Origin of the sequence: Streptomyces narbonensis (assembly GCF_014649015.1) — a bacterium.
Lineage (GTDB): Bacteria > Actinomycetota > Actinomycetes > Streptomycetales > Streptomycetaceae > Streptomyces > Streptomyces narbonensis.
On the sequence record NZ_BMSF01000010.1, the window covers coordinates 95,214 to 117,975 of the forward strand.

Consider the following 22,762-nt stretch of genomic DNA (forward strand, 5'->3'; position numbering starts at 1 on the left):
GACTTCGGCGTCGTCACCCCACCTGGATCCACTTGGCCTCGCTCGGGATGCCGTCCGCGTCCGTCACGAAGAGCATGTACCAGCCGGGCGGCACCAGCGTCCGGTCCTGCGGTACGTCGATGGTGACCGACTTCCCGTCCTGTCCCCTCACCAGGCCGAGCTCCACCGAGCGCTGTTCGACGTCCGTCGTGTGGGTGACGGCGCTGGGCCGCATCAGCCGGGCCTTGACGATCCGTCCGGCGTCGGCGGTCGTGAAGGTGGCCCGGCCGTTCTGGTCGAGCTCCTGCGGGCCCTCGCCCAGGGCGGGCCGGTCGGTGCCCGTCCGGTGGAGGTAGGGCGGGGTGAAGACCTCGATGCGCTGCTCGAACGTACCGAGCTTGGTGTTGTCCTTGTCGTCGAAGAGCGGGTCGGAGCCGAAGGTGGCGACCCGGCCGTCGGGGAGCAGCAGCGCCTCGGAGTGGTAGTTGCGGCCGATGGTGGGTTCCGCGGCCTCGGTGAAGGCGTTGCTCTTCGGGTCGTAGAACTGGGCCTTGAGGATGTCGCTGCCGCTGCGGCCGCGGTACTGCTCGGAGCCGCCGCTGGTGAAGACGGTGTCGTCGGGGAGCAGGACGCTGCTGAGGTAGCGGGTGCCCTGCGGGAGGGCGGGCCCGTCGGTGAAGACGGGGCTGTCCGCCGAGAGGTCGACGATCGAGGTGCGGGCGGTGGACTTCGGGGACTCGCCGACCCCGCCGCCGCCGAGGACCATGACCTTCTGGTTCTGGACGGGCGGGAGCATCAGGGAGGCGGAGGTCTCCAGCTGGTCGGGGTCGGTGAGCCCGCCGAGCTTGGTGAAGGAGTTCTTCTTCAGGTCCCACAGGCCGGGTTCGCGGCCCTTCTCGGCGGGGCCGTAGCCGGCGTTGGAGCCGGTGTAGAGGAGCTTGCCGCCCTTGGTGAGGAAGAGGGAGGGGTAGGTGGGGAAGTAGCGGAAGGGGCCCTTCGTCCACTTCTTGGTCTCGGGGTCGTAGATCTCGTTGTCGCCGGGGACGACGTCGCCGACGTCGTTGAGGCCGGAGACGGCGAGGACCTTGCCGTCCTGGAGGGTGACGAGCGTGGGGTACCAGCGGGCGTCCTTCATGGGGGCGACGGGGATGTACCTCTCGGCCCGGGGGTCGAACTCGTAGGCGCCCCTGATGCCCTGGAAGTCCTGCTTCTCGGTGGTGAGCTTCTGCGCGAGCCCGTAGACGTTGTCGGCCTCCTCGCCCTTGAGGCCGACGACCTCGTACTGCGCGGCCTCGGTGGTGAGGGCCTGCGGGCCGGCCTTCCTGGCCTCGACGAAGACCCGCGCCTCGGCGGCGGTGACCTTGGTCTTCCAGGGCTGCATCTGGCCGCTCTTGGAGTACGAGATCTCGAACTCGCGCTTGGCCTTGGGGACGGTGACGTCGAACTTGGAGACGTACTCGACCCCGGACGGGGAGCGGAAGACGGTGCCCTTCCTGAGGGTGACCGCCTTGTCGGGGCTCTCGTTCTTGACCCGCATGCCGCCGCCGGCCTTCTCGACACCGTCCTCCAGTACCTCGTAGCGGGCGGTGCCGCCGGCGACGAGCAGCCGCCCGTCGGGGAGCTGGGTGTGGCCCGAGCAGAAGAAGTCCACGGGGGTGGGGACCTTCTTGAAGGTGTTCTTCACGGGGTCCCAGAGGATGGTCTCGAAGGTCCCCGCGTCGAAGTTCTTCTGGTCGTTGCCCGAGCCGGCGATCAGCAGCACCTTCCCCGTGCGCAGGAGCGCCGCGTGGATGGCGTTGATGCGGTACTCGGCGGGGACCTCGACCTCCGCCCAGGAGCCGAACCGCTTCTTGTAGCCGGGCTGGTCGATCTTGTAGGCGTGGTACTTCTCCTCGGCGAAGGAGACGGCAGCCGGGGCGTTCAGCGCGGCGAGGAGCGCGACGGCCCCGCTGCCGAGCAGGGTCTTCTTGAACTTCTTCGACGGCCGGTAGGCCATGGCTCAATTCCCTCCGGTCGTCGTCGGAGCGGGCGTCACCGGGGCGGTCGGGTGCGGCGTGGCCGCCGTGATGACCTCGACCCCCTCGCGGGCGTCGACGAGACCGCGGGCACGGGCCCGGGCGCGGGCGCGCTCCCTGACGTTCCGGGCGCGCCGGTCCCGGACGCTCGTGCACGCCCAGAGGGCGACCGGGGCCAGGGCGATGACGAGGGCGAGGGACGCCCAGGTGCGCATGGCGGCGTGGGTGTGGCCGAAGTGGACGGAGGCCACGAGCGAGGCGATGAGGACCGCCGCCCAGAAGAGGTGGCTGCGGAAGGTGAGGACGCGGTCGGGGCTGGACTCGCCGCCCTTGGGGGTGACGACGAAGCGGCCGCGGGTGCGCAGGATCGCCGAGCCGAGGGACTTGAGGTAGATGGGCGCGGAGAGCGCGGACATCGCCATGCCGGCGAGGCCGCCGGAGCCCTCGGGTTCGTGGGGCGAGACGTTGTGGCGCCGGTTCCAGAGGTAGAGCCCGATCTGGAGGGCGACGGCGTCGCTGTAGATCATCAGCCACACCGAGGTGGAGACCTGCGTGCCGGAGGCGCCGAACCAGAGGTAGAGGACGCCGCTGAGGATGCCCACGAACCAGTTGACGGCCGTCATCGGGTAGTAGACGAGCATCAGGGTGTAGTTCAGGAAGCGGCCCGGCGGGGTGCGGAAGGGTGCCTTCCAGAACTGCTTGATGATCGTCTCGTAGGTGCCCCGGGACCAGCGCAGCTGCTGGGTGAAGAAGTCGGTCCAGGAGGCAGGGCCCTCGCCGACCGCGAGCACGTCGGGGGTGTAGACGGAGCGCCAGAAGTGGCCGGTGCCCGGGTTCTTCCTGCGGTGCAGTTCGAAGCCGGTGGCCATGTCCTCGGTGACGGAGTCGTACAGGCCGCCGATCTGCCGGAGGGCGGCGATCCGGACGATGTTGTTCGTGCCGACGAACATGGGGGCGCGGTAGCGGTTCCCGGCCCGCTGGATGAGGGCGTGGAAGAGGAACTGCTGCGACTCGGCGGCCTTGGTGACGAGGTTGGTGTAGTTGCCGTACACCTGCGGTCCGACGACGAAGGCGATGTCGGGGTCGCGGAAGTAGCCGAGCATCCGCTCCAGGAAGTTGGGGAGCGGGACGTGGTCGGTGTCGACGGAGGCGAAGAAGTCGTACTCGCCCCCGTGCATGGCGAGCCAGGCGTTGTAGTTGCCGTGCTTGGTCCTCGCCTTGTGGACGCCCTTCCTGCGGTTCCACTCGGGGACGCCGGCGCGGGTGAAGTGGCGTACGCCGAGCCGGGCGCAGAGCGCCTTGGTCTCGGCGGAGTCGCCCTCGTCGAGGAGCCAGACGTCCAGCGGTCCGTCGTGCCGCAGCCGGACGGCGCCTTCGAGGGTGCCGCGGACCATGGAGAGCGGTTCCTTGCCCGGGACGTACGTGGTGAGGAAGGCGACGCGGGTGCCGGGTTCGGCGTGGACGGGTATCGGGTCGCGGGCCACCATCGTGGCGTGGGCGATCGACGTGACGTTCACCAGCATGAAGAAGCAGATGAGCCCGATCGACACGAGCATCACGGTGTCGAGGTGGACGAGCCAGCGGTCACCGCCCTCGCGGACCGTCCAGTGGCTCGGCCAGACGAGGTAGGCCAGGAGCAGCGCCGACAGGAGCGGCGCGAGGCACATGAGCAGGACGGCGCGTATTCGGTGCGGCTCCTTGGAGAGGAGACTTCGGTACTGCACCGTGTAGGCCACCGGGTCCGGCTCCGTGAGGGGACCGGCGAGTCGGCTGTAGGTGTCGTAGTCGTAGGCTCCCGGCCGCACGGTGCCTCCAGCTGTCGTCGGACAGATCGATACCCCCACGAAAAGGGACATCGCTCGGCGTGTCGACTGGAGTAGTCCGAGTGGGCGGTCTTTACCGGCCGCGGCCGCCCTGTCGACGCAGGGTGTACGTGACGGCCCTCCGGGCGACCGGGTTGAGCTCCTCGACCGCGGCCATCAGGGCGCCGAGCTGCTCCAGCGCCGTGAGCGCGGCCTCCGCGCCCGCGGGGTCGACGCCCTCGTACAGTTCGAGGCCGACGAAGGAGGCGGCGACCGCGCGGGCGAGCCCGGCGGGGTCGGTGAACTCGGCGAGCGGGGTCCCGGCGAGGACCCGGACGAGGACCTGTTCGATCTCGGCGATCCACAGGTCGAGTCCGGCGGCGGTGGCGGGGGCGAGCCGGGGGTGGGCCTGCGCCCCGGCGAGCAGCTGGCCGAGGACGGCGACGTGCCCCGCGTCCCGCTCCTCGGCGTGCATCTCGCGGCCGAAGGCGAGCAGCTCGGAGAGGCTGCGGACGGAGCGGAGCCGCTCGCGGTGACGGGCGACCCGCAGCTCGGCGCCGTGCCGGCAGGCGGCGGCGAGCAGCTCGTCGACGGAGCCGAAGTGGTAGAAGACCAGGGCCTGGTTGACGCCGGCGGTGGTCGCGATCGCCCGCGCGGAGGCCTTGGCGATGCCCTGCTCGACGAGGGTCCGCAGGGCGCCTTCGAGCAGCTTGTCCCGGGTCTCCCGACTCCGGGCGTCCTGCCCCTTGGACTCCCCCGCCTGCCGTTCCTTCACGTCCCCGCTCATGCCCGTACCTCCTCGCGCACCGGGCGCAGCCCCGCGCGCACCCCCCGGGAGCGTACGTCGGCGTACTCGGCGGTGAAGGACCCCTCGTAGCCGAAGAGCGGTCCGAAGTAGCGGTTCACCACCTGGACGTTGATGCGGAAGCGGCCGGTGCGCTCGTCGAAGGACTCCCGGACCTCGGCCCGGCCGCCGACCAGTTCCGGGACGCGCACGTCCAACGGGCCTTCACGGAAGCGGTGTTCGCCGGAGGTGATGAGGAGCGAGCCGTCGGGTTCGGCGGTGAGGTGGAGGTCGCTGGCGAGGTGCTGGTGGGTGCCGAGGTAGTCGAGGACGCAGTCGCGCTCGGGGCTGTGGACCATGGTGGCGTCGAAGCGCCGGGGGCCGCCGGGCAGGTCGAAGGTGCGGACGAAGGTGACGGTCTCGCGGCCGTACGAGTCGGCGTACGGCACGTTCTCGATGACGAAGGGGACGTTCCGGCCGGTGCGGGGCAGCAGGATGTTCCGCAGCCCGCCGACCGCGAGGAAGGGCTTCACGAAGGCCCGGCCGTGCCAGACGCGGTCCATGACGCCCCGCCCGACGCAGAGCTCCCCGCTCGCGAGCCCGACCGAGAAGCGGCGCCGGAGCTCCGGGTGGAGCCGCTCGAAGTCGGCGTCCCCCATGGCGGTGCGGAAGATCGAGGGCGCGGTGGCGGTCAGGGTCGCGGTCACGGCTGCTCCAGGGTGGCGAGGAGCCGGGGCACCCGGCTGCGGGCGGGCGCGGTGCGCAGACAGCGGCGGGCCGCGGGGGTGCGGGACGAGGGGGGCACGAGGACGGCGGCGGCGAGTCCGAGGACGGTGAGCGGCACGGCGGCGAGCGACACCGGACCCAGCGGCAGCGCGCCGGCGGCCCACGGGACGGCCACGAGCAGCACCCGGGCGAGGAGTTCGAGGAGCCAGCGGTTCCGCGAGCGCTCCGGGGTGATCCCCTCTTCGCACCAGAGACGCAGCCGGTCGAAGGACCAGGCCGTGGCCCAGCCCATCAGGGGCCGGAAGGCAAGCCGGTCGGCGGTGCGGCCGAGGCGGCCCCAGCGGGGCCGGTAGTCGTAGCCGGTGAGGAAGCGGACGCCGTCGGGCGTCGGGACATAGCGCCAGTAGCCGCTGCCCTCGGCGAGGAGCGAGAGCGGGTGCGGCGAGGCGAAGCGGAGGGCGGAGACCCGGTCGCCGCCGGCCCGGTGGCGCTCCCCCGCGGAGACACCGGTGCCGGCGACGACCAGGAAGGGCAGGACGCGGGTCGCGTAGCGGAAGTGCTGCGGCTCGCCCTCGGCGCGCGGGAGGTAGGCGATCTCCGTGAACCTCAGGTCCCACCGCTGGTGGCGGTCGGGTTCCTGCGTGCGCTCCCAGAGCGTCTCCAGGTCGGCGCGCACGCGCGTCTCGATGTAGAGACCCATCGGTGTTCCCCCAGCTCATCCGGCATCTTGAGCGACTGCTCAAAACTGCCCCGCGAGTGAAGGTAGCTGATGTTGAGCACTCGCTCAACCAGTGGGCGAAAAGAACCCCCGGCCCTGGATCAGGGCCGGGGGTCCCGGCTGTGTCGCCGTGCGGTGTCAGGCGCCGAGGTGGCGCTCCACCGTCTCGACCTTGGAGGTCAGACCGTCCGTCACGCCGGGCCGGATGTCGGCCTTCATGACGACGGAGACGCGCGGCGCGCGGGCCTCGACGGCGGCGACCGCCCGCTTCACGACGTCCATCACCTCGTCCCACTCGCCTTCGACGCTCGTGAACATGGCGTCGGTACGGTTCGGGAGCCCGGACTCGCGCACGACCCGGACAGCGTCGGCGACGTACTCGCCGACCTCCTCCCCCACGCCCAGCGGCGTCACCGAGAACGCGAGGATCACGCCTTCACCGCGCCCTCGGCCGCCTCGGCGCGGGCTCGGGAGGCGACGACCGCGTCGGCCGCCTCGCGCTTCAGCTTCCGCTCGGCGTAGAAGCCGCCGAAGGGCAGCACCGACAGGACGAAGTAGAGCGCGGCGGTCCCGAAGCTCCACTTGGTGCGGTTCCAGGCGTCCAGCCAGAAGAGGACGTACAGGATGAAGAGCACGCCGTGGACCGCGCCCATGACCGGCACCGCGTTGAAGTCCGTCGTCCGCTTGAGCACCGAGCAGACGAGCAGAAGCAGGAACGAGACGGCCTCCGGCGCGGAGACGAGCCGGAGCCGGTGGAGGGAGGAAGCGGTCTTGATGTCCACGGAGGGGGTCACCTTCGTTCGATCTTGTGAACGGATGCACAAGGGCCCGTCCATTGTGCATGCCGACTTTGCTGTCTCTTTATCCGGGTCCCCAGTACCTTCTCCGGGTGGCAACGTTCCGACTCCAGGGCAGCAAGGTGCTCGCGGTCTCCATGACCGGCGACTCCGTCAAGGCGAAGAACGGCTCGATGGTCGCCTACGACGGCCAGATGGCGTTCAAGAAGATGAGCGGTGGAGGTGAGGGTCTGCGTGGCATGGTGACCCGCCGGCTCACCGGTGAACAGATGGAGGTGATGGAGGTACGCGGCCAGGGGACCTGCTGGTTCGCCGACCGTGCCTCCGAGATCAACCTCGTGTCCCTGCACGGCGAGAAGCTCTGGGTCGAGGCGAGCAATCTGCTCTGCACCGACGCGGGGCTGCGCACCGGCACCACCTTCACGGGCATGCGCGGCGGCGCCACCGGAAACGGCCTCTTCACGACGACCGTCGAGGGCACCGGCCAGGCGGCGATCATGTCCGACGGCCCGGCGGTCGTGCTGCGGGTGACCCCGCAGTACCCGCTCCAGGTCGACCCCGGCGCGTACATCGCCCACCAGGGCAACCTCCAGCAGCACTTCCAGTCGGGTGTGACCTTCCGCACCCTCATGGGCGAGGGCGGCGGCGAGGCCTTCCAGATCCGCTTCGAGGGGGACGGCCTCGTGTACGTCCAGCCGAGCGAGCGGAACACGATCGGGGGCGACCTGTGAGCGACGCACGCGCGGCCACCGGCCCGCAGCCGACGACGACAGCCGCACCTCTGCGCCGCGCGGGCGGAGAAGCGAACGATCGGGGCACAGTCTGATGCCGTTCCGTGAGATCAACTCGAAGATGGTCGAGGCGACCGTCGTCCCCGGGCAGCGGATGTTCAGCCAGCGCGGCGCGATGCTCGCGTACCGCGGTGACGTCACTTTCACGCCGAACATCGCCGGCGGCCAGGGCGGCGTGATGTCGATGATCGGCCGCCGGGTGGCCGGCGAGGCGACGCCGCTGATGACGGTCGAGGGCAACGGCACGGTGATGTTCGGGCACGGCGGCCACCACATCCAGGTGATCGGACTGACGGGCGACACCCTGTACGTGGAGGCCGACCGGCTCCTCGCCTTCGACGGCACCCTGGAGCAGGGCACGATGTTCATGGGCTCCCAGGGCGGGGTCATGGGCATGGTCCGCGGCCAGGTGACCGGCCAGGGGCTCTTCACCACCACCCTCAAGGGTCACGGCGCGGTGGCCGTCATGGCGCACGGCGGGGTCGTCGAGCTGCCCATCACCCCGGGCCGCCCGGTGCACGTCGACCCGCAGGCGTACGTGGCCCACCACGGCGACGTACGGAACAAGCTCTCCACGGCGCTGGGCTGGCGCGACATGGTGGGGCGCGGCTCGGGCGAGGCGTTCCAGCTGGAGCTGAGCGGCAGCGGCGCGGTGTACGTCCAGGCCTCGGAGGAGAAGCTGTGAGCACGCCGGTGATCCACGACCCGACGACGCTTCCGTCGGACGACAACGTCAATCCGTACACCTTCTGCGTGGAGCTCAAGGGCTCCCAGTGGTTCTTGCAGAAGGGCAAGATGATCGCCTATTACGGGCGGATCGAGTTCAACGGCATCGGGCACGGGCGGCTCGACCGGCTGGTCCGCACGTCGTTCCACTCGCCGCTGCACGCGAGCGACTGGGTGGTCGCCGAGGGCAGCGGCAAGATGCTGCTCGCGGACCGGGCCTTCGACGTGAACTCGTTCGACCTGGACCAGGGCAACCTGACGATCCGCTCGGGCAACCTGCTCGCCTATGAGCCGACGCTCGCGCTGAAGCAGTCGATCGTGCCGGGTTTCGTGACGCTGATCGGCACGGGCAAGTTCGTGGCCGCGTCGAACGGCCCGGTGGTCTTCATGGAGCCGCCGATGCGGGTGGACCCGCAGGCGCTGGTCGGCTGGGCCGACTGCCCCTCCCCCTGTCATCATTACGACCACGGCTACATGACGGGCGTCATGGGCGGTGTACGGGCCCTGACGGGGATCGGCGGCACCTCGGGCGAGGAGCACCAGTTCGAGTTCGTGGGCGCGGGCACGGTCCTGCTCCAGTCGACGGAGCTGCTCATGGCGGACCGGGCGATCGGCGGTCCGCCCGCGCAGGCGGGAGTGCCGGGCGGCCACGGTGCGCACGGTTCCGGCCAGAGCGTGCCGGGCTCGGTACCGCGCCTTCCCGGCCAGCTCGGTGACCTCCAGCGGCGCTTCGGTCTGTGAGCGGTAGTCTGCGGAGTGTGACGTCTTCGAACGCACGCTCCCAGACTTCGTCAAGTATTCAACTTCTTAGGTAGAATCCATACATGGAGACCGAGACCGCCACCCCGTGGCTCACCGACGGCGAGCAGTGCGCCTGGCGCACGTTCCTGGACGTCCAGAGGATGCTGACGCACCAGCTGGAGAAGGACCTCCAGCCCTTCGGACTGACGATGAACGACTACGAGATCCTGGTGAACCTCTCGGAGTCGGCGGAGCGGCGGCTGCGCATGAGCGACCTGGCCACGGCCACCCTCCAGTCGAAGAGCCGGCTCTCCCACCAGATCACCCGGATGGAGAACGCCGGACTCGTCCGGCGCGAGAACTGCGAGTCGGACCGTCGCGGGCTGTACGCCGTCCTCACGGACGACGGCATGGACACCATGCGCAAGGTCGCCCCGCACCACGTCGAATCGGTGCGCAGGCACTTCATCGACCAGATCGGCCCCGACGCCCTCGGAGACCTCCACGAGTCCCTGAAGCCCATCGCGGAGCAGCTCCGCGGGCGGCGCGGGAAGCCGTGACCTGACAAAGAAGAGCAACGGGAAGGGCCTCTCCGGACTGCCGGAGAGGCCCTTCCCGTGTTCGCCCAGCCGGGTCAGTTGCCCGTCAGGCTCGCGACCAGCTCGTCGGAGGCCGCGTACGGGTCGAGCTCACCCGCGACGATCCGCTCGGCCAGCGCGTCCAGGCGCCGGTCGCCGTGCAGGTCGCCGATGCGCTCGCGCAGGGCGGTGACCGCGATGGTCTCCACCTCGCGGGCGGCACGGGACCGGCGGCGGTCCGCGAGCACGCCGTGCTCCTCCATCCACGCGCGGTGCTTCTCCAGGGCCTCCACGACCTCGTCGATGCCCTCGCCGCGCGCCGCGACCGTCTTGACGATCGGCGGCCGCCAGTCGCCGGCGGACCGCGCCTCGCCCAGGCCCAGCATGTGGTTGAGCTCGCGGGCGGTGGCGTCCGCGCCGTCCCGGTCCGCCTTGTTCACCACGTACAGGTCGCCGATCTCCAGGATGCCCGCCTTCGCGGCCTGGATCCCGTCGCCCATGCCCGGCGCGAGGAGGACGACCGAGGTGTCGGCCTGCGAGGCGATCTCCACCTCGGACTGCCCGACGCCGACGGTCTCCACGAGGATCACCTCGCAGCCGGCCGCGTCCAGGACGCGGATGGCCTGCGGGGCCGACCAGGCGAGGCCGCCCAGGTGGCCGCGGGTGGCCATGGAGCGGATGTAGACGCCCGGGTCGGAGGCGTGCTCCGACATCCGGACCCGGTCGCCGAGCAGCGCTCCCCCGCTGAACGGGGAGGACGGGTCGACGGCCAGGACGCCGACCCGCTTGCCCGCCCGCCGGTAGGCGGAGACCAGCGCCGAGGTCGACGTCGACTTGCCGACGCCGGGCGAGCCGGTCAGGCCCACCACGTACGCGCCGCCGGTGAGCGGCGCGAGCGCCGCCATCACCTCGCGCAGCTGCGGGGACGCCCCCTCCACGAGCGAGATCAGCCGGGCCACTGCCCGCGGCCTGCCCTCACGTGCCTGGGCGACGAGTTCGGGGACGTCCACCATCTGCGCTGCTCCTTGAGTACGGAACTACTTGCCGTTGCCGGGGACACGGACGATCAGCGCGTCACCCTGGCCGCCGCCGCCGCACAGGGCCGCCGCGCCGATGCCGCCGCCGCGCCGCTTGAGCTCCAGGGCGAGGTGCAGCACCACACGGGCGCCGGACATGCCGATCGGGTGACCCAAGGCGATGGCGCCGCCGTTGACGTTCACCTTCTCGGAGGTGACGCCGAGGTCCTTCATTGACTGGTGCGCGACCGCCGCGAAGGCCTCGTTGATCTCGATCAGGTCGAGGTCCTCGACGGCCAGGCCGTCCTTCTTGAGGGCGTGCAGGATGGCGTTGGACGGCTGCGACTGGAGCGAGTTGTCCGGGCCCGCGACGTTGCCGTGGGCGCCGATCTCGGCGATCCACTCCAGGCCCAGCTCCTCGGCCTTGGCCTTGCTCATCACGACGACGGCGGCGGCGCCGTCGGAGATCTGCGAGGAGGTGCCGGCGGTGATGGTGCCGTCCTTGGCGAAGGCCGGACGGAGCTTGCCGAGGGACTCGGCGGTGGTCTCCGCGCGGATGCCCTCGTCCTTGGCGAAGATCACCGGCTCGCCCTTGCGCTGCGGGATCTCGACCGGGGTGATCTCGGCCTCGAAGATGCCGTTCTTCTGGGCGGCGGCGGCACGCTGGTGCGAGAGGGCGGCGATCTCGTCCTGCACGTCGCGCGGGATGCCCAGGCGCGTGTTGTGCTTCTCGGTGGACTCGCCCATGGCGATGTTCTCGAAGGCGTCCGTGAGGCCGTCGTACGCCATGGCGTCGAGCATCTCGATCGCGCCGTACTTGTAGCCCTCACGGGACTTCGGGAGCAGGTGCGGGGCGTTGGTCATCGACTCCTGGCCGCCGGCGACGACCACGTCGAACTCACCGGCGCGGATCAGCTGGTCGGCGAGCGCGATGGCGTCGAGACCGGACAGACACACCTTGTTGATGGTGAGGGCCGGGACGTTCATCGGGATGCCGGCCTTGACGGCGGCCTGGCGGGCGGGGATCTGCCCGGCGCCCGCCTGGAGCACCTGGCCCATGATCACGTACTGCACCTGGTCGCCGCCGATGCCCGCACGGTCGAGGGCGGCCTTGATCGCGAAACCGCCGAGGTCCGCGCCCGAGAAGGACTTGAGCGAGCCGAGCAGGCGACCCATGGGCGTGCGGGCGCCCGCGACGATCACTGAGGTGGTACCGGTCGTTCCAGACATGAGGCACGGCCCCTAGGGATGAGGAGTGAACGAGGGTTTACCGCCAATGTACTGAGGCGCGGCGCGCGCGGTCACCGGGCAGCCGGTGTGATCGCGCGCACGTTGCGTAACCGCCCTTCTGGCGCTGGACTAGGGGGCATGCTGACGCGTATCGACCACATCGGGATCGCCTGTTTCGACCTCGACAAGACTGTCGAGTTCTACCGTGCGACGTACGGATTCGAGGTGTTCCACACCGAGGTCAACGAAGAGCAGGGTGTCCGCGAGGCCATGCTCAAGATCAACGAGACCTCGGACGGCGGGGCCTCCTACCTCCAGCTCCTGGAGCCGACCCGCGAGGACTCCGCGGTGGGCAAGTGGCTCGCCAAGAACGGCGAGGGCGTGCACCACATCGCCTTCGGCACCGCGGACGTCGACGGTGACGCCGCGGACATCCGTTCCAAGGGCGTCCGTGTCCTCTACGACGAGCCGCGCATCGGTTCGATGGGCTCCCGCATCACCTTCCTCCACCCCAAGGACTGCCACGGCGTCCTCACGGAACTGGTCACCTCGGCGAAGCCGTCCGCTGACCACTCCTCAGCGGAGCACTGACCTCCGGATTCCTGGCCCGGTAGAGTGGGCGGCTCCGGGCCGGGGCCGGTCGGGGCCGCTCCACGTGGCACCGAAGTCGGGATGTCGGGGTCGTCCGATCCATCACGATTCCTCGGGGGTCCGTTCTCGTCGGTGAGGACGGTGCTCGTTGGAGTTGCGATCAGGGTTGGGGTCTCCCCTGCTCGAAGAGCTCGGGGAAGGATGGACCGCGCAGTGCGGGGCTACGAACGCCAGGAGAGCCACCGAGCTGAAGACGACCATCTCGCCCGGTTCGAAGCCGAGATGGACCGGCTGAAGACCGAGCGGGAGAAGGCCGTCCAGCACGCCGAGGACCTCGGCTACCAGGTCGAGGTCTTGCGTGCCAAGCTCCATGAGGCGCGCCGCACGATCGCGTCCCGGCCCGCGTACGACAGCGCGGACATCGGCTACCAGGCCGAGCAGCTGCTGCGCAACGCGCAGGCCCAGGCCGAGCAGCTCCGCCAGGACGCCGAGCGCGAGCTGCGCGAGGCCCGCGCCCAGACACAGCGCATCCTCCAGGAGCACGCCGAGCACCAGTCCCGGCTCCAGGCCGAGCTGCACAACGAGGCGGTCCAGCGCCGTCAGCAGCTGGACCAGGAACTCAACGAGCGCCGCCAGACCGTCGAGGCGCACGTCAACGAGAACGTCGCCTGGGCCGAGCAGCTGCGCGCCCGTACGGAGTCCCAGGCCCGCCGCCTGATGGAGGAGTCCCGCGCGGAGGCCGAGCAGGCGCTCGCCACCGCCCGAGCCGAGGCCACCCGGCTCGCCGAGGAGACCAGCCGCCGCGTCGGCACCGAGGCCGAGGCCGCCCGAGCCGAGGCCGAGGCGATCCTGCTGCGCGCCCGCAAGGACGCCGAGCGGCTCCTGGGCGCCGCCTCCAGCCAGGCCCAGGAGGCCACGGCCCACGCCGAGCAGCTCCGCTCCACCACCACCGCCGAGACGGACCAGGCCCGCCGCCAGGCCACCGAGCTCTCCCGCGCCGCCGAGCAGCGCCTGCAGGAGGCCGAGGAGAAGCTCCGGCTGGCCGGCGCCGAGGCCGAGAAGGCCCTCACGGAGGCCAAGGAGGCCGCCGCCAGGCAGCTCGCCTCCGCGGAGTCGGTCAACGAGCAGCGCACCCGCACCGCCAAGACGGAGATCGCCCGGCTCGTCGGCGAGGCCACCAAGGACGCCGAGGCCCTCAAGTCCGAGGCCGAGGAGAAGCTCCGCGAGGCGACCGCCGAAGCCGAGAAGCTGGTCTCGGAGGCCTCGGAGAAGGCCCGTACGGCCGTGGCCGAGGACTCCGCCGCCGCGCTCGCCAAGGCCGCCCGCAGCGCCGAGGAGATCCTCACCAAGGCGTCCGAGGACGCCCGCGAGACCACCCGCAAGGCCTCCGAGGAGGCCGAGCGGATCCGCCGCGAGGCCGAGACCGAGATGGACCGGCTGCGGACCCGGGCCGAGGAGCAGGCCGACGAACTGCTCGGCTCGGCGAAGGACGACACCAAGGAGTACCGCGCCAAGACGGTCGAGCTCCAGGAGGAGGCCCGCCGGCTGCGCGGCGAGGCCGAACAGCTGCGCGCCGAGGCCATCGCGGAGGGCGAGCGGATCCGCGGCGAGGCCCGCCGCGAGGCCCTCCAGCAGATCGAGGAGGCGGCCGGCACCGCCGAGGAGCTGCTGACCAAGGCCCGTACGGACTCCGAGGAGCTCCGCACCAAGGCCGGCGCCGAGAGCGAGCGGGTCAAGTCGGAGGCCGTCGAGCGCGCCCAGACGCTCCGCGCGCAGGCCGAGGAGACCCTGGAGCGCACCCGCGCCGAGGCCGAGCGGCTGCGCGCCGAGGCCGAGGAGCAGGCGGAGTCGGTCAAGGAGGCGGCCGAGGAGGCCGCCGCCGGGCTGCGCGCGGACGCCGAGCGGGCCGCCGAGGCACGCCGCGCCGAGGCCGCCGACGAGCTGACCCGGCTGCACACCGACGCCGAGACGAAGCTCGCGGCGGCCGGACAGGAGCTGACCGACGCCCGCGCCGAGAGCGAGCGCATCCGGCGCGAGACCGCCGAGGAGACCGAGCGGCTCCGCACGGAGGCGGCCGAGCGCGTCCGTACGCTCCAGGAGCAGGCCGAGCAGGAGGCCGAGCGGCTGCGCGCCGAGGCGTCTTCGGACGCCTCCACCGCGCGGAGCGAGGCCGAGGCCGCGGCCGTACGGCTCCGCACGGAGGCCTCGGACGAGGCCGAGCGCCTGAGGTCCGAGGCGCAGGAGACCGCCGACCGTGTGCGGGCCGAGGCCGCGGCAGCCGCCGAGCGCGTGGCCGCCGAGGCCGCCGAGGCCCTGAGCGCCGCGCAGGAGGAGGCCAACCGGCGCCGCCGGGAGGCCGAGGAGACGCTGGACTCGGCCCGCTCCGAGGCCGGCCGCGAGCGCGAGCTCGCCCGCGAGCAGTCCGAGGAGCTCCTCGCCGCCGCCCGCAAGCGCGTCGAGGACGCCCAGACCGAGGCGCAGCGCCTGGTCGAGGAGGCGGACGCCCGGGCGACCGACATGGTCACCGCCGCCGAACAGACCGCCCAGGAGGTGCGGGACTCGGTCGCCGGTCTTCGCGAGCAGGCCGAAGAGGAGATCGCCGGGCTGCGCAGCGCCGCGGAGCACGCGGCCGAGCGGACCCGCACCGAAGCACAGGAAGAGGCGGACCGGGTCCGGGCCGACGCGTACGAGGAGCGGGAGCGGGCGTCCGAGGACGCCGCCCGCACCCGGGCGCGCGCCCAGGAGGAGTCGGAGGCCGCGAAGGCGCTGGCCGAGCGGACCGTCGGGGACGCGATCGCCGAGTCGGAGAAGCTGCGGGCGGACACCGCGGAGTACGCGCAGCGGGTACGCACCGAGGTGACGGACTCGCTCGCCTCGGCGGAGCAGGACGCGGCCCGCACGCGGGCGGACGCCCGGGACGACGCGAACCGGATCCGCTCGGAGGCCGCCGAGAAGGCCGAGACGGTGGTCGGCGAGGCGCGTGCGGAGGCGGACCGGATCGGCGCCGAGGCCGAGCAGGTCCTCGACGAGGCCCGCAAGGCCGCCGACAAGCGCCGCAGCGACGCCGCCCAGCAGGCCGACGCGCTCGTCGGCGAGGCGACGATCGAGGCCGAGCGGATCGGCGCCGAGGCGGCCGCCGAGGCCGAGCGGCTCACGACCGAGGCCGCCGAGCTCCTGGAGAGCACCGAGCAGGACGCGCTGCGGCTCCGCACCGAGGCCGAGCAGGTCAAGGCCGACGGCGAGGCGCACGTGGAGGCGCTGCGGGCCGCGGCGATCGCGGACGGCGAGCAGGTCCTCGACGAGGCCCGCAAGGCCGCCGACAAGCGCCGCAGCGACGCCGCCGAGCAGGCCGACGCGCTCATGGCCGAGGCGACGAGCGAGGCCGAGCGGCTCACCGCCGAGGCGGTCGAGCTCATGGAGACGACCGAGCAGGACGCACTGCGGCTCCGCACCGAGGCCGAGCAGGTCAAGATCGACGGGGAGGCGCACGCCCAGGCCCTGCGGACGGCCGCCCTCGCGGACGGCGAGCAGGTCCTCGACGAGGCCCGCAAGGCCGCCGACAAGCGCCGCAGCGACGCCGCCCAGCAGGCCGACGCGCTCGTCGCCGAGGCGACGGCCGAGGCCGAGCGGATCACCCGCGAGGCGGCCGAGCTGTCCGACGCGGTCACGGCGGACGCCCGGGCCGAGGCCGAGCGGATCGCGGCGGAGGCCGCCGAGCAGGCGGCCCGGACCGTCGCGGAGGCCGAGCGCCACAAGGCCGAGGCCCAGGCGGAGGCGACCGCGGCGGTGGAGACCGCCCAGCAGGACGCCGAGCGGATCCGCGCGGAGTCGGAGCAGCTCAAGGCGGACGCCGCGGCGGCGGCCGAGCAGATGCGCTCGGAGGCTCGCGAGGAGGCGGACCGGACGCTCGACGAGGCCCGGGACGCGGGCGCGCGGAAGCGTTCGGACGCGGCCGAGCAGGCGGACCAGCTGATCGCGAAGGCACAGGAGGAGGCGCTGCGCGCCACCACCGAGGCCGAGACGCAGGCGGACACCATGGTCGGCGCGGCCCGCAAGGAGGCCGAGCGGATCGTCGCCGAGGCGACCGTCGAGGGCAACTCGCTGGTGGAGAAGGCCCGTACGGACGCCGACGAACTGCTGGTCGGGGCGCGCACCGACGCGACGGCCATAAGGGACCGGTCCGAGGAGCTGCGGGGCCGCGTCGAGGGCGAGATCGAAGAGCTGCACGACCGGGCGCGGCGCGAGACCGCCGAACAGATGAAGACGGCCGGCGAGCGCGTCGACAAGCTGGTCAAGGCCGCGACGGAACAGCGCGCCGAGGCGGAGGAGAAGGCGAAGGAGCTGCTTTCCGACGCGAGTTCCGAGGCGAGCAAGGTCCGTATCGCGGCCGTCCGGAAGGCGGAGGCGCTCCTCAAGGAGGCCGAGCAGAAGAAGGCGTCGCTCGTCGCGGAGGCCGAAGGCATCAAGGCGGAGGCCGAGCAGCTGCGGGCCGACGCGGAGGCCGAGGCCGAGCGGACCGTCGAGGAGGGCAAGCGGGAGCTGGAGGTGCTCGTGCGCAGGCGCGAGGACATCAATGCCGAGATCTCCCGTGTCCAGGACGTGCTGGAGGCGTTGGAGTCTTTCGAGACACCATCGGCGGGGGCGAAGACCGTCGGGGCGGGCGCCAAGGCGGGCGCGTCGTCAGGTATCACCCGTTCGAGTGGCAAGTCTCTGGACGGCTAGCCACTCGAAAGGCTGGACATTCTCCAGATCAAACGGGCATACGCTCGATGACACGCCGCTCCGGCCCCTAGGATTCCCTCTAACACCTCACCGGTCTCATTCGACAGGAACCCCATGAGCGACACTTCCTCCCCCTTCGGCTTCGAGCTCGTGCGGCGTGGTTACGACCGCGGTCAGGTGGACGACCGCATTACCAAGCTCGTCGCCGACCGTGACAGTGCTCTCTCCCGGATCACTTCCCTGGAGAAGCGCATCGAGGAACTCCACCTCGAAACGCAGAACGCACAGGCGCAGGTCACCGACGCCGAGCCGTCTTACGCCGGCCTCGGCGCCCGTGTCGAGAAGATCCTCCGGCTCGCCGAGGAGGAGGCGAAGGACCTGCGCGAGGAGGCCCGTCGCGCCGCCGAGCAGCACCGCGAGCTGGCCGAGTCGGCCGCCCAGCAGGTGCGCAACGACGCCGAGTCCTTCGCGGCCGAGCGGAAGTCGAAGGCCGAGGACGAGGGCGTCCGGATCGTCGAGAAGGCGCAGGGCGAGGCCAACTCGCTGCGCGCCGAGGCGCAGAAGGACGCGCAGTCGAAGCGCGAGGAGGCGGACGCCCTCTTCGAGGAGACCCGCGCCAAGGCCGCCCAGGCCGCCGCGGACTTCGAGACCAACCTGGCGAAGCGCCGCGAGCAGTCGGAGCGCGACCTGGCCTCGCGTCAGGCGAAGGCCGAGAAGCGTCTCGCCGAGATCGAGCACCGCGCCGAGCAGCTCCGCCTGGAGGCCGAGAAGCTGCGTACGGACGCGGAGCGCCGGGCCCGTCAGACGGTGGAGACCGCGCAGCGCCAGGCCGAGGACATCGTGGCCGACGCGAACGCGAAGGCCGACCGGATCCGCAGCGAGTCGGAGCGCGAGCTCGCGGCGCTGACGAACCGCCGCGACTCGATCAACGCCCAGCTGACCAACGTCCGCGAGATGCTGGCGACCCTGACGGGTGCCGCCGTCGCGGCGGCCGGCTCCCCGATCGACGACGAGCGCCCCGCCGGCGTCCCGGCCCAGCAGTCCCGCTGACGCCCCGGCAGCCCCACCGAGGCCTGTCGGTACCGCGGGCGGCACGTCGGCGGTAACGCGTGCACAGAGCATCGGAAAAACCCTCCGTCACTCCGGTGGCGGGGGGTTTTGCACGCCCTTAGGTTGGTACGCATGATCGAGCTTGAGGGCCTGACCAAGCGCTACGGGACGAAGATCGCGGTCGACCATCTCTCCTTCCAGGTCCGGCCGGGCGTCGTCACCGGCTTCCTCGGGCCGAACGGGGCGGGCAAGTCGACGACGATGCGGATGATGCTCGACCTGGACAACCCGACCAGCGGTACGGTCCGGATCGACGGCAAGCACTACCGGGAGCTCCAGGAGCCGTTGAAGTACATCGGCGCCCTGCTCGACGCCAAGGCGATGCACGGCGGCCGTTCCGCGTACAACAACCTGCTGTGCCTCGCGCAGTCGAACCGGATCCCGGCGAGCCGGGTGGGCGAGGTGCTCGACCTCGTGGGTCTGACGCCGGTCGCGCGGAAGAAGTCGAAGGGTTTCTCCCTCGGCATGGGGCAGCGGCTCGGTATCGCCTCGGCGCTGCTCGGCGATCCCGAGATCCTGATGTTCGACGAACCCGTCAATGGTCTGGACCCCGAGGGAATTCACTGGATCCGCAATCTGATGAAGGCGCTGGCCGGCGAGGGCCGGACGATCTTCGTCTCCAGTCATCTGATGAGCGAAATGGCGCTGACGGCAGATCATCTGATCGTCATCGGGCAGGGAAAGCTGCTGGCCGACACGTCGATGGCGGATTTCATCCAGCAGAATTCAAGAAGTTATGTGCGGTTGCGTTCGCCGGAGCAGGAACGCCTGCGGGACGTTCTCCACGCCAACGGATTCATCGCGATCGAGTCGGGCAACGGGACCCTTGAGGTGGACGGGGCGACGACCGAGAAGCTGGGTGAGCTGGCGGGGGCGAACCAGATCGTCCTGCACGAGCTGAGCTCCCAGCGCGCCTCGCTCGAAGAGGCGTTCATGCAGATGACGGCCGGTGCGGTGGAGTACCACGCGCACGGCACCGACGTACACGGCGCCGCGCCGGCGCCTGGCCCCAGGTGGGGCTCGATCTCCGAGGGAGACTGACACGATGGCAGCGGTATCCGCGGTCCTCCAGTCCGAGTGGACGAAGATCCGGACGGTGTCGTCGACCGTCTGGACGCTGGCGAGCGCCCTGATCGTCACGGTGGGGGTCGGGGCGGCGCTGTCCGCCGTGTTCAACTCCACCTTCGACGATCTCAGCACGGCCGAGAAGCTCACCTTCGACCCGACCCTGGTCAGCTTCTTCGGGATGACCCTGGGCCAGCTGGCGATGGTCGTCTTCGGCGTCCTGGTGGTCGGCACCGAGTACTCCTCCGGCATGATCCGCACCTCGCTGGCCGCCGTGCCGCAGCGCGCGACCTTCCTCTTCTCGAAGATCGCGGTGGCCGGCGGGCTCGCGCTGCTCGTCGGGGTGGTGACGAGCTTCCTCTCCTTCTTCCTCGGGCAGGCGCTGCTCGGCGAGCACCGGGCGTCGATCGGCGACGAGAACGTGCTGCGGGCGGTGTTCGGCGGCGGCCTCTACATGGGGCTGATCGCGATCTTCTCGATGGGCGTGGCGGCGATGCTGCGGTCCTCGATGCTGTCGCTCGGCATCCTGATGCCGTTCTTCTTCCTGGTCTCGCAGATCCTGGCGGCCGTGCCGAAGGCCAAGGAGGTCGCCAAGTACTTCCCCGACCAGGCCGGCTCGAAGATCATGCAGGTCGTCCCGGACGCCCTGAACACGGAGAAGGCCCCGTACGGGCCCTGGGGCGGGCTCGGGATCATGCTGCTCTGGGTGGCGGCCGCGCTCATCGGCGGCTACCTGGTGCTGAAGAAGCGCGACGCCTGACCCCGCGAAGGTCACGGTCCGACCCGTAGGGGGCGACCTGGAAATCTCCCCCACCTTCCCTGCCGCTTCTCTTCCACTTCGCCGGAACCGTCAACGGCTGGATAAGCTCCTCATTCATACGGGGGGCTCCGGCCGTCGGCCGCCACGCCCCGACATGGATGCGACCGACCTGTCGATGGGGCTGGAGAATGATCGAGGCAGTCGGCCTGACGAAGCGCTACGGCGCCAAGACGGCCGTGTACAACCTTTCCTTCCAGGTGAGGCCCGGTGTGGTCACCGGCTTCCTGGGGCCCAACGGGTCGGGCAAGTCGACGACGATGCGCATGATCCTCGGGCTCGACCGGCCCACTTCGGGGCACGTGACGATCGGCGGCCACCCCTTCCGGCAGCTGCCGAACGCGCCCCGGCAGGTCGGCGCACTGCTCGACGCGAAGGCCGTGCACGGCGGCCGGAGCGCGCGCAGCCACCTCCTTTCGCTCGCCCAGCTGGCCGGCATCCCGGCGCAGCGGGTCGACGAGGTCCTCGGCGTGGTCGGGCTCCAGGACGTGGCCAAGCGCCGCTCCAAGGGGTTCTCGCTCGGCATGGGCCAGCGGCTCGGCATCGCGGCGGCGCTCCTCGGCGACCCGCAGGTGCTGCTCTTCGACGAGCCGGTCAACGGCCTGGACCCGGAGGGCATCCTCTGGGTCAGGAACCTGATGAAGAAGCTGGCCGCCGAGGGCCGGACCGTCTTCGTCTCCAGCCACCTCATGAGCGAGATGGCGCTGACGGCGGACCACCTGATCGTGATCGGCCGGGGGCAGCTGCTCGCGGACATGAGCGTCACGGACTTCATCTCGGCGAACTCCGCCGACTTCGCCCGGGTGCGGACCCCGCAGACCGAGCCGGCGCAGCGCGAGAAGCTGACGACGACGCTCACGGAGGCCGGCGGCCAGGTGATGTCGGAGCCGGACGGCGCGCTGCGCGTGACGGGCCTGCCCCTGCCGAGGATCAGCGACCTCGCGCACGACGCGGGCGTACGGCTCTGGGAGCTCTCCCCGCACCAGGCCTCGCTCGAGGAGGCGTACATGCGCCTGACCCAGGGCGCGGTGGACTACCGCTCCACCGACGACCGGCTCGCGCACCTCCAGGCGCCGCTCCAGCCCGGCCAGCCCGGGTACGGGATGCCGCCCCAGCAGCCGACGGCTCCCGAGGTGTCGCAGCAGGGCTGGTACGCCCCGCCGCCGCCCGGACAGAACCCGTACGCCGGCACTCCGCAGGCGCCCGCGCAGAGCCCGTACGCCGGAGCTCCCCAGCCGCCCGCGCAGAGCCCGTACGCCACCCCGCAGCCGAGCGACACCACCAAGGACGCCCGATGACCGCCCCCACCCACCACCACGCACCGGCGCCGCACGCCTACGTCTCCCCCATCCCGGTCCGCAGGGCGCACCTCGGTGACGCGCTCGCCTCCGAGTGGACGAAGATCCGCTCGGTGCGGTCGACGATGTGGACGCTCGGCGTCATGATCCTGCTGATGTTCGGCATCGGCCTGGGTGTGGCGGCCATCGCCTCGGCGTCCGAGGCGCCGATGGGCGAGGAGTCCGCGCTCGGCTTCGGCTTCTTCGGCATGCTTCCGGCGTCGATCTGCGTGATCACGCTCGGGGTCCTGACGATCGCGTCCGAGTACGGCACGGGCATGATCCGTACGACCCTGACCGCCTGCCCGAGCCGGGCCCGGGTGCTGACGGCGAAGGCGATCGTCTTCTTCCTGCTGGTCTTCACGGTGACGACGGTGGTCGGCGCGATCGTGGGCGCCGGACAGGTCGCCCTGGTGGACACGGCGGGCACCCCGACGGGGGCCGAGTGGCTGCGGGCGACGGTCGGCGCGGGCGCCTATCTGGCCATGCTCGGGCTGCTCTCGATGGCGCTCGGCGCGCTGATCCGGCACTCGGCGGGCGCGATCACGGTGATGATCGGTCTGCTGCTGCTGCCGCTGGTGGCGGCCCTCTTCATGTTCTCCGAGGCCCTGAAGTCGGTGCAGGAGTGGCTCTTCACCTACGCGATCCCCTCGCAGATGATCGCGCTGTACGCGGCGCAGCCGCCGTTCGGTGAGGACGGTCCCGCGGGCTGGGAGCCGCTGCTGATCATGACCGGGGCCGCGGGCATCGCGCTGGCCGGCGCCTACGCCCTGATGAACAGCCGGGACGTGTAGGGCCGCGCCTGCTCAGTACTTGGGCGCGTTACGGGACCGCTGCACCCTGCTGGTGCGGCGGTCCTTCGCGTTCCAGCAGGCCTTGTGCCAGTGGCGCCGGTCGTCCACGCCCCCGTACTCGGGCCAGGCGACGACGTGCGGGGCGCCGGGCGGGATCTCCTGGTCGCAGCCGGGGCAGCGGTAGCGCTTGCCGGGCGAGCTGGCCCCGGCGACGAGGCGGACGAACCACTCCTCGCCCTGCCAGGTCTCACTGCGCTGCGCGCCGCCGTACCGGTCGCCGGGTTCGCCCTGCTGATGCTCGGGCTTCTCGCCGCCTCGGGAGCGGTTGTGGCGCGGGGACACGGGCACACCTCACGGGGTCTGGGAACACGGACCGTTCTCTCCAGCCTACGGGCCGCGACGCGGTGCCCCGGGCCCCGCCCG

21 protein-coding genes are annotated in these 22,762 nt (G+C 71.4%); 11 read left to right on the forward strand and 10 right to left on the reverse strand.

Features of this window, described 5'->3' with window-relative positions; translation table 11 throughout:
* Positions 1-13: 13 nt before the first annotated feature.
* The 7 genes from glxA to IE124_RS20380 all read right to left on the reverse strand — a co-directional run bounded on the left by glxA (position 14) and on the right by IE124_RS20380 (position 6,806).
* Complete coding sequence (glxA, locus tag IE124_RS20350; protein WP_189509282.1) at positions 14-1,975, reverse strand: radical copper oxidase GlxA; 1,962 nt, start codon at positions 1,973-1,975, stop codon at positions 14-16.
* Positions 1,976-1,978: 3 nt separating this feature from the next.
* Complete coding sequence (locus tag IE124_RS20355; protein WP_189509283.1) at positions 1,979-3,799, reverse strand: glycosyltransferase family 2 protein; 1,821 nt, start codon at positions 3,797-3,799, stop codon at positions 1,979-1,981.
* Positions 3,800-3,890: 91 nt separating this feature from the next.
* Complete coding sequence (locus tag IE124_RS20360; RefSeq protein WP_189509284.1) at positions 3,891-4,583, reverse strand: TetR/AcrR family transcriptional regulator; 693 nt, start codon at positions 4,581-4,583, stop codon at positions 3,891-3,893.
* Complete coding sequence (locus IE124_RS20365; RefSeq protein ID WP_189509511.1) at positions 4,580-5,239, reverse strand: DUF4166 domain-containing protein; 660 nt, start codon at positions 5,237-5,239, stop codon at positions 4,580-4,582. Before IE124_RS20365 ends, IE124_RS20360 begins: the two co-directional genes overlap by 4 nt.
* A 44-nt stretch (positions 5,240-5,283) precedes the next feature.
* Entirely contained in the window at positions 5,284-6,006 is a 723-nt protein-coding gene (locus IE124_RS20370) for a hypothetical protein (protein ID WP_189509285.1), read from the reverse strand.
* A 156-nt stretch (positions 6,007-6,162) separates the two neighbouring features.
* Entirely contained in the window at positions 6,163-6,456 is a 294-nt protein-coding gene (locus tag IE124_RS20375; protein ID WP_189509286.1) for an MTH1187 family thiamine-binding protein, read from the reverse strand.
* Positions 6,453-6,806: a DUF3817 domain-containing protein gene (locus tag IE124_RS20380; protein ID WP_189509287.1), complete on the reverse strand. Its 354-nt coding sequence runs from the start codon at positions 6,804-6,806 to the stop codon at positions 6,453-6,455. The genes IE124_RS20375 and IE124_RS20380 overlap by 4 nt, the downstream gene beginning before the upstream one ends.
* A 107-nt stretch (positions 6,807-6,913) precedes the next feature.
* Between IE124_RS20380 and IE124_RS20385 the strand changes: the two genes are divergently transcribed.
* The 4 genes from IE124_RS20385 (at position 6,914) to IE124_RS20400 (ending at position 9,639) form a co-directional block, all read left to right on the forward strand.
* Entirely contained in the window at positions 6,914-7,552 is a 639-nt protein-coding gene (locus IE124_RS20385) for an AIM24 family protein (RefSeq protein ID WP_189509288.1), read from the forward strand.
* A 94-nt stretch (positions 7,553-7,646) separates the two neighbouring features.
* Complete coding sequence (locus IE124_RS20390; RefSeq protein ID WP_189509289.1) at positions 7,647-8,297, forward strand: AIM24 family protein; 651 nt, start codon at positions 7,647-7,649, stop codon at positions 8,295-8,297.
* Entirely contained in the window at positions 8,294-9,079 is a 786-nt protein-coding gene (locus IE124_RS20395) for an AIM24 family protein (protein ID WP_189509290.1), read from the forward strand. Before IE124_RS20390 ends, IE124_RS20395 begins: the two co-directional genes overlap by 4 nt.
* Positions 9,080-9,162: 83 nt before the next feature.
* Complete coding sequence (locus IE124_RS20400; RefSeq protein WP_189509291.1) at positions 9,163-9,639, forward strand: MarR family winged helix-turn-helix transcriptional regulator; 477 nt, start codon at positions 9,163-9,165, stop codon at positions 9,637-9,639.
* Between the two features lie 74 nt (positions 9,640-9,713).
* Here the strand turns inward: IE124_RS20400 and meaB are convergent, their stop codons facing one another.
* On the reverse strand, positions 9,714-10,670 hold the full coding sequence (gene meaB / locus IE124_RS20405) for a methylmalonyl Co-A mutase-associated GTPase MeaB (RefSeq protein WP_189509292.1): 957 nt from the start codon (positions 10,668-10,670) through the stop codon (positions 9,714-9,716).
* 24 nt (positions 10,671-10,694) lie between these two features.
* Entirely contained in the window at positions 10,695-11,903 is a 1,209-nt protein-coding gene (locus IE124_RS20410; RefSeq protein ID WP_189509293.1) for an acetyl-CoA C-acetyltransferase, read from the reverse strand.
* Between the two features lie 138 nt (positions 11,904-12,041).
* Between IE124_RS20410 and mce the strand changes: the two genes are divergently transcribed.
* From mce to IE124_RS20445, 7 genes are all read left to right on the forward strand, one after another.
* A complete protein-coding gene (gene mce, locus IE124_RS20415) occupies positions 12,042-12,494 on the forward strand; it encodes a methylmalonyl-CoA epimerase (RefSeq protein ID WP_189509294.1) in 453 nt (150 codons plus the stop codon).
* A 213-nt stretch (positions 12,495-12,707) separates the two neighbouring features.
* Positions 12,708-17,216, forward strand: coding sequence for a polarized growth protein Scy (gene scy, locus IE124_RS20420; protein WP_370468794.1), 4,509 nt, complete (start codon positions 12,708-12,710; stop codon positions 17,214-17,216).
* A gap of 114 nt (positions 17,217-17,330) precedes the next feature.
* Positions 17,331-18,266 (forward strand): coiled-coil domain-containing protein, encoded by a 936-nt coding sequence (locus IE124_RS20425; RefSeq protein ID WP_189509296.1) that lies wholly within the window; start codon positions 17,331-17,333, stop codon positions 18,264-18,266.
* Between the two features lie 132 nt (positions 18,267-18,398).
* Positions 18,399-19,367: an ABC transporter ATP-binding protein gene (locus IE124_RS20430; protein ID WP_189509297.1), complete on the forward strand. Its 969-nt coding sequence runs from the start codon at positions 18,399-18,401 to the stop codon at positions 19,365-19,367.
* Between the two features lie 4 nt (positions 19,368-19,371).
* Positions 19,372-20,151, forward strand: coding sequence for an ABC transporter permease (locus IE124_RS20435; protein WP_189509298.1), 780 nt, complete (start codon positions 19,372-19,374; stop codon positions 20,149-20,151).
* A 188-nt stretch (positions 20,152-20,339) separates the two neighbouring features.
* A complete protein-coding gene (locus tag IE124_RS20440) occupies positions 20,340-21,506 on the forward strand; it encodes an ABC transporter ATP-binding protein (protein WP_189509299.1) in 1,167 nt (388 codons plus the stop codon).
* Entirely contained in the window at positions 21,503-22,339 is an 837-nt protein-coding gene (locus IE124_RS20445; RefSeq protein ID WP_189509300.1) for an ABC transporter permease, read from the forward strand. The genes IE124_RS20440 and IE124_RS20445 overlap by 4 nt, the downstream gene beginning before the upstream one ends.
* A gap of 12 nt (positions 22,340-22,351) precedes the next feature.
* Here IE124_RS20445 and IE124_RS20450 read toward each other — a convergent pair whose 3' ends face one another.
* The gene (locus IE124_RS20450) at positions 22,352-22,681 is read right to left on the reverse strand and encodes an Rv1322 family protein (protein ID WP_189509301.1); all 330 of its coding nucleotides are present in this window, start codon (positions 22,679-22,681) and stop codon (positions 22,352-22,354) included.
* Between the last annotated feature and the right edge of the window lie 81 nt (positions 22,682-22,762).

Coding starts and splice junctions, on each gene's coding strand:
- IE124_RS20410 (WP_189509293.1), bottom strand. CDS start 11,903: ATGTCTGGAACGACCGGTACCACCTCAGTGATCGTCGCGGGCGCCCGC.
- IE124_RS20445 (WP_189509300.1), top strand. CDS start 21,503: ATGACCGCCCCCACCCACCACCACGCACCGGCGCCGCACGCCTACGTC.
- meaB (WP_189509292.1), bottom strand. CDS start 10,670: ATGGTGGACGTCCCCGAACTCGTCGCCCAGGCACGTGAGGGCAGGCCG.
- IE124_RS20435 (WP_189509298.1), top strand. CDS start 19,372: ATGGCAGCGGTATCCGCGGTCCTCCAGTCCGAGTGGACGAAGATCCGG.
- IE124_RS20365 (WP_189509511.1), bottom strand. CDS start 5,239: ATGGGGGACGCCGACTTCGAGCGGCTCCACCCGGAGCTCCGGCGCCGC.
- IE124_RS20360 (WP_189509284.1), bottom strand. CDS start 4,583: ATGAGCGGGGACGTGAAGGAACGGCAGGCGGGGGAGTCCAAGGGGCAG.
- IE124_RS20440 (WP_189509299.1), top strand. CDS start 20,340: ATGATCGAGGCAGTCGGCCTGACGAAGCGCTACGGCGCCAAGACGGCC.
- IE124_RS20370 (WP_189509285.1), bottom strand. CDS start 6,006: ATGGGTCTCTACATCGAGACGCGCGTGCGCGCCGACCTGGAGACGCTC.
- mce (WP_189509294.1), top strand. CDS start 12,042: ATGCTGACGCGTATCGACCACATCGGGATCGCCTGTTTCGACCTCGAC.
- IE124_RS20390 (WP_189509289.1), top strand. CDS start 7,647: ATGCCGTTCCGTGAGATCAACTCGAAGATGGTCGAGGCGACCGTCGTC.
- IE124_RS20430 (WP_189509297.1), top strand. CDS start 18,399: ATGATCGAGCTTGAGGGCCTGACCAAGCGCTACGGGACGAAGATCGCG.
- IE124_RS20400 (WP_189509291.1), top strand. CDS start 9,163: ATGGAGACCGAGACCGCCACCCCGTGGCTCACCGACGGCGAGCAGTGC.
- IE124_RS20425 (WP_189509296.1), top strand. CDS start 17,331: ATGAGCGACACTTCCTCCCCCTTCGGCTTCGAGCTCGTGCGGCGTGGT.
- glxA (WP_189509282.1), bottom strand. CDS start 1,975: ATGGCCTACCGGCCGTCGAAGAAGTTCAAGAAGACCCTGCTCGGCAGC.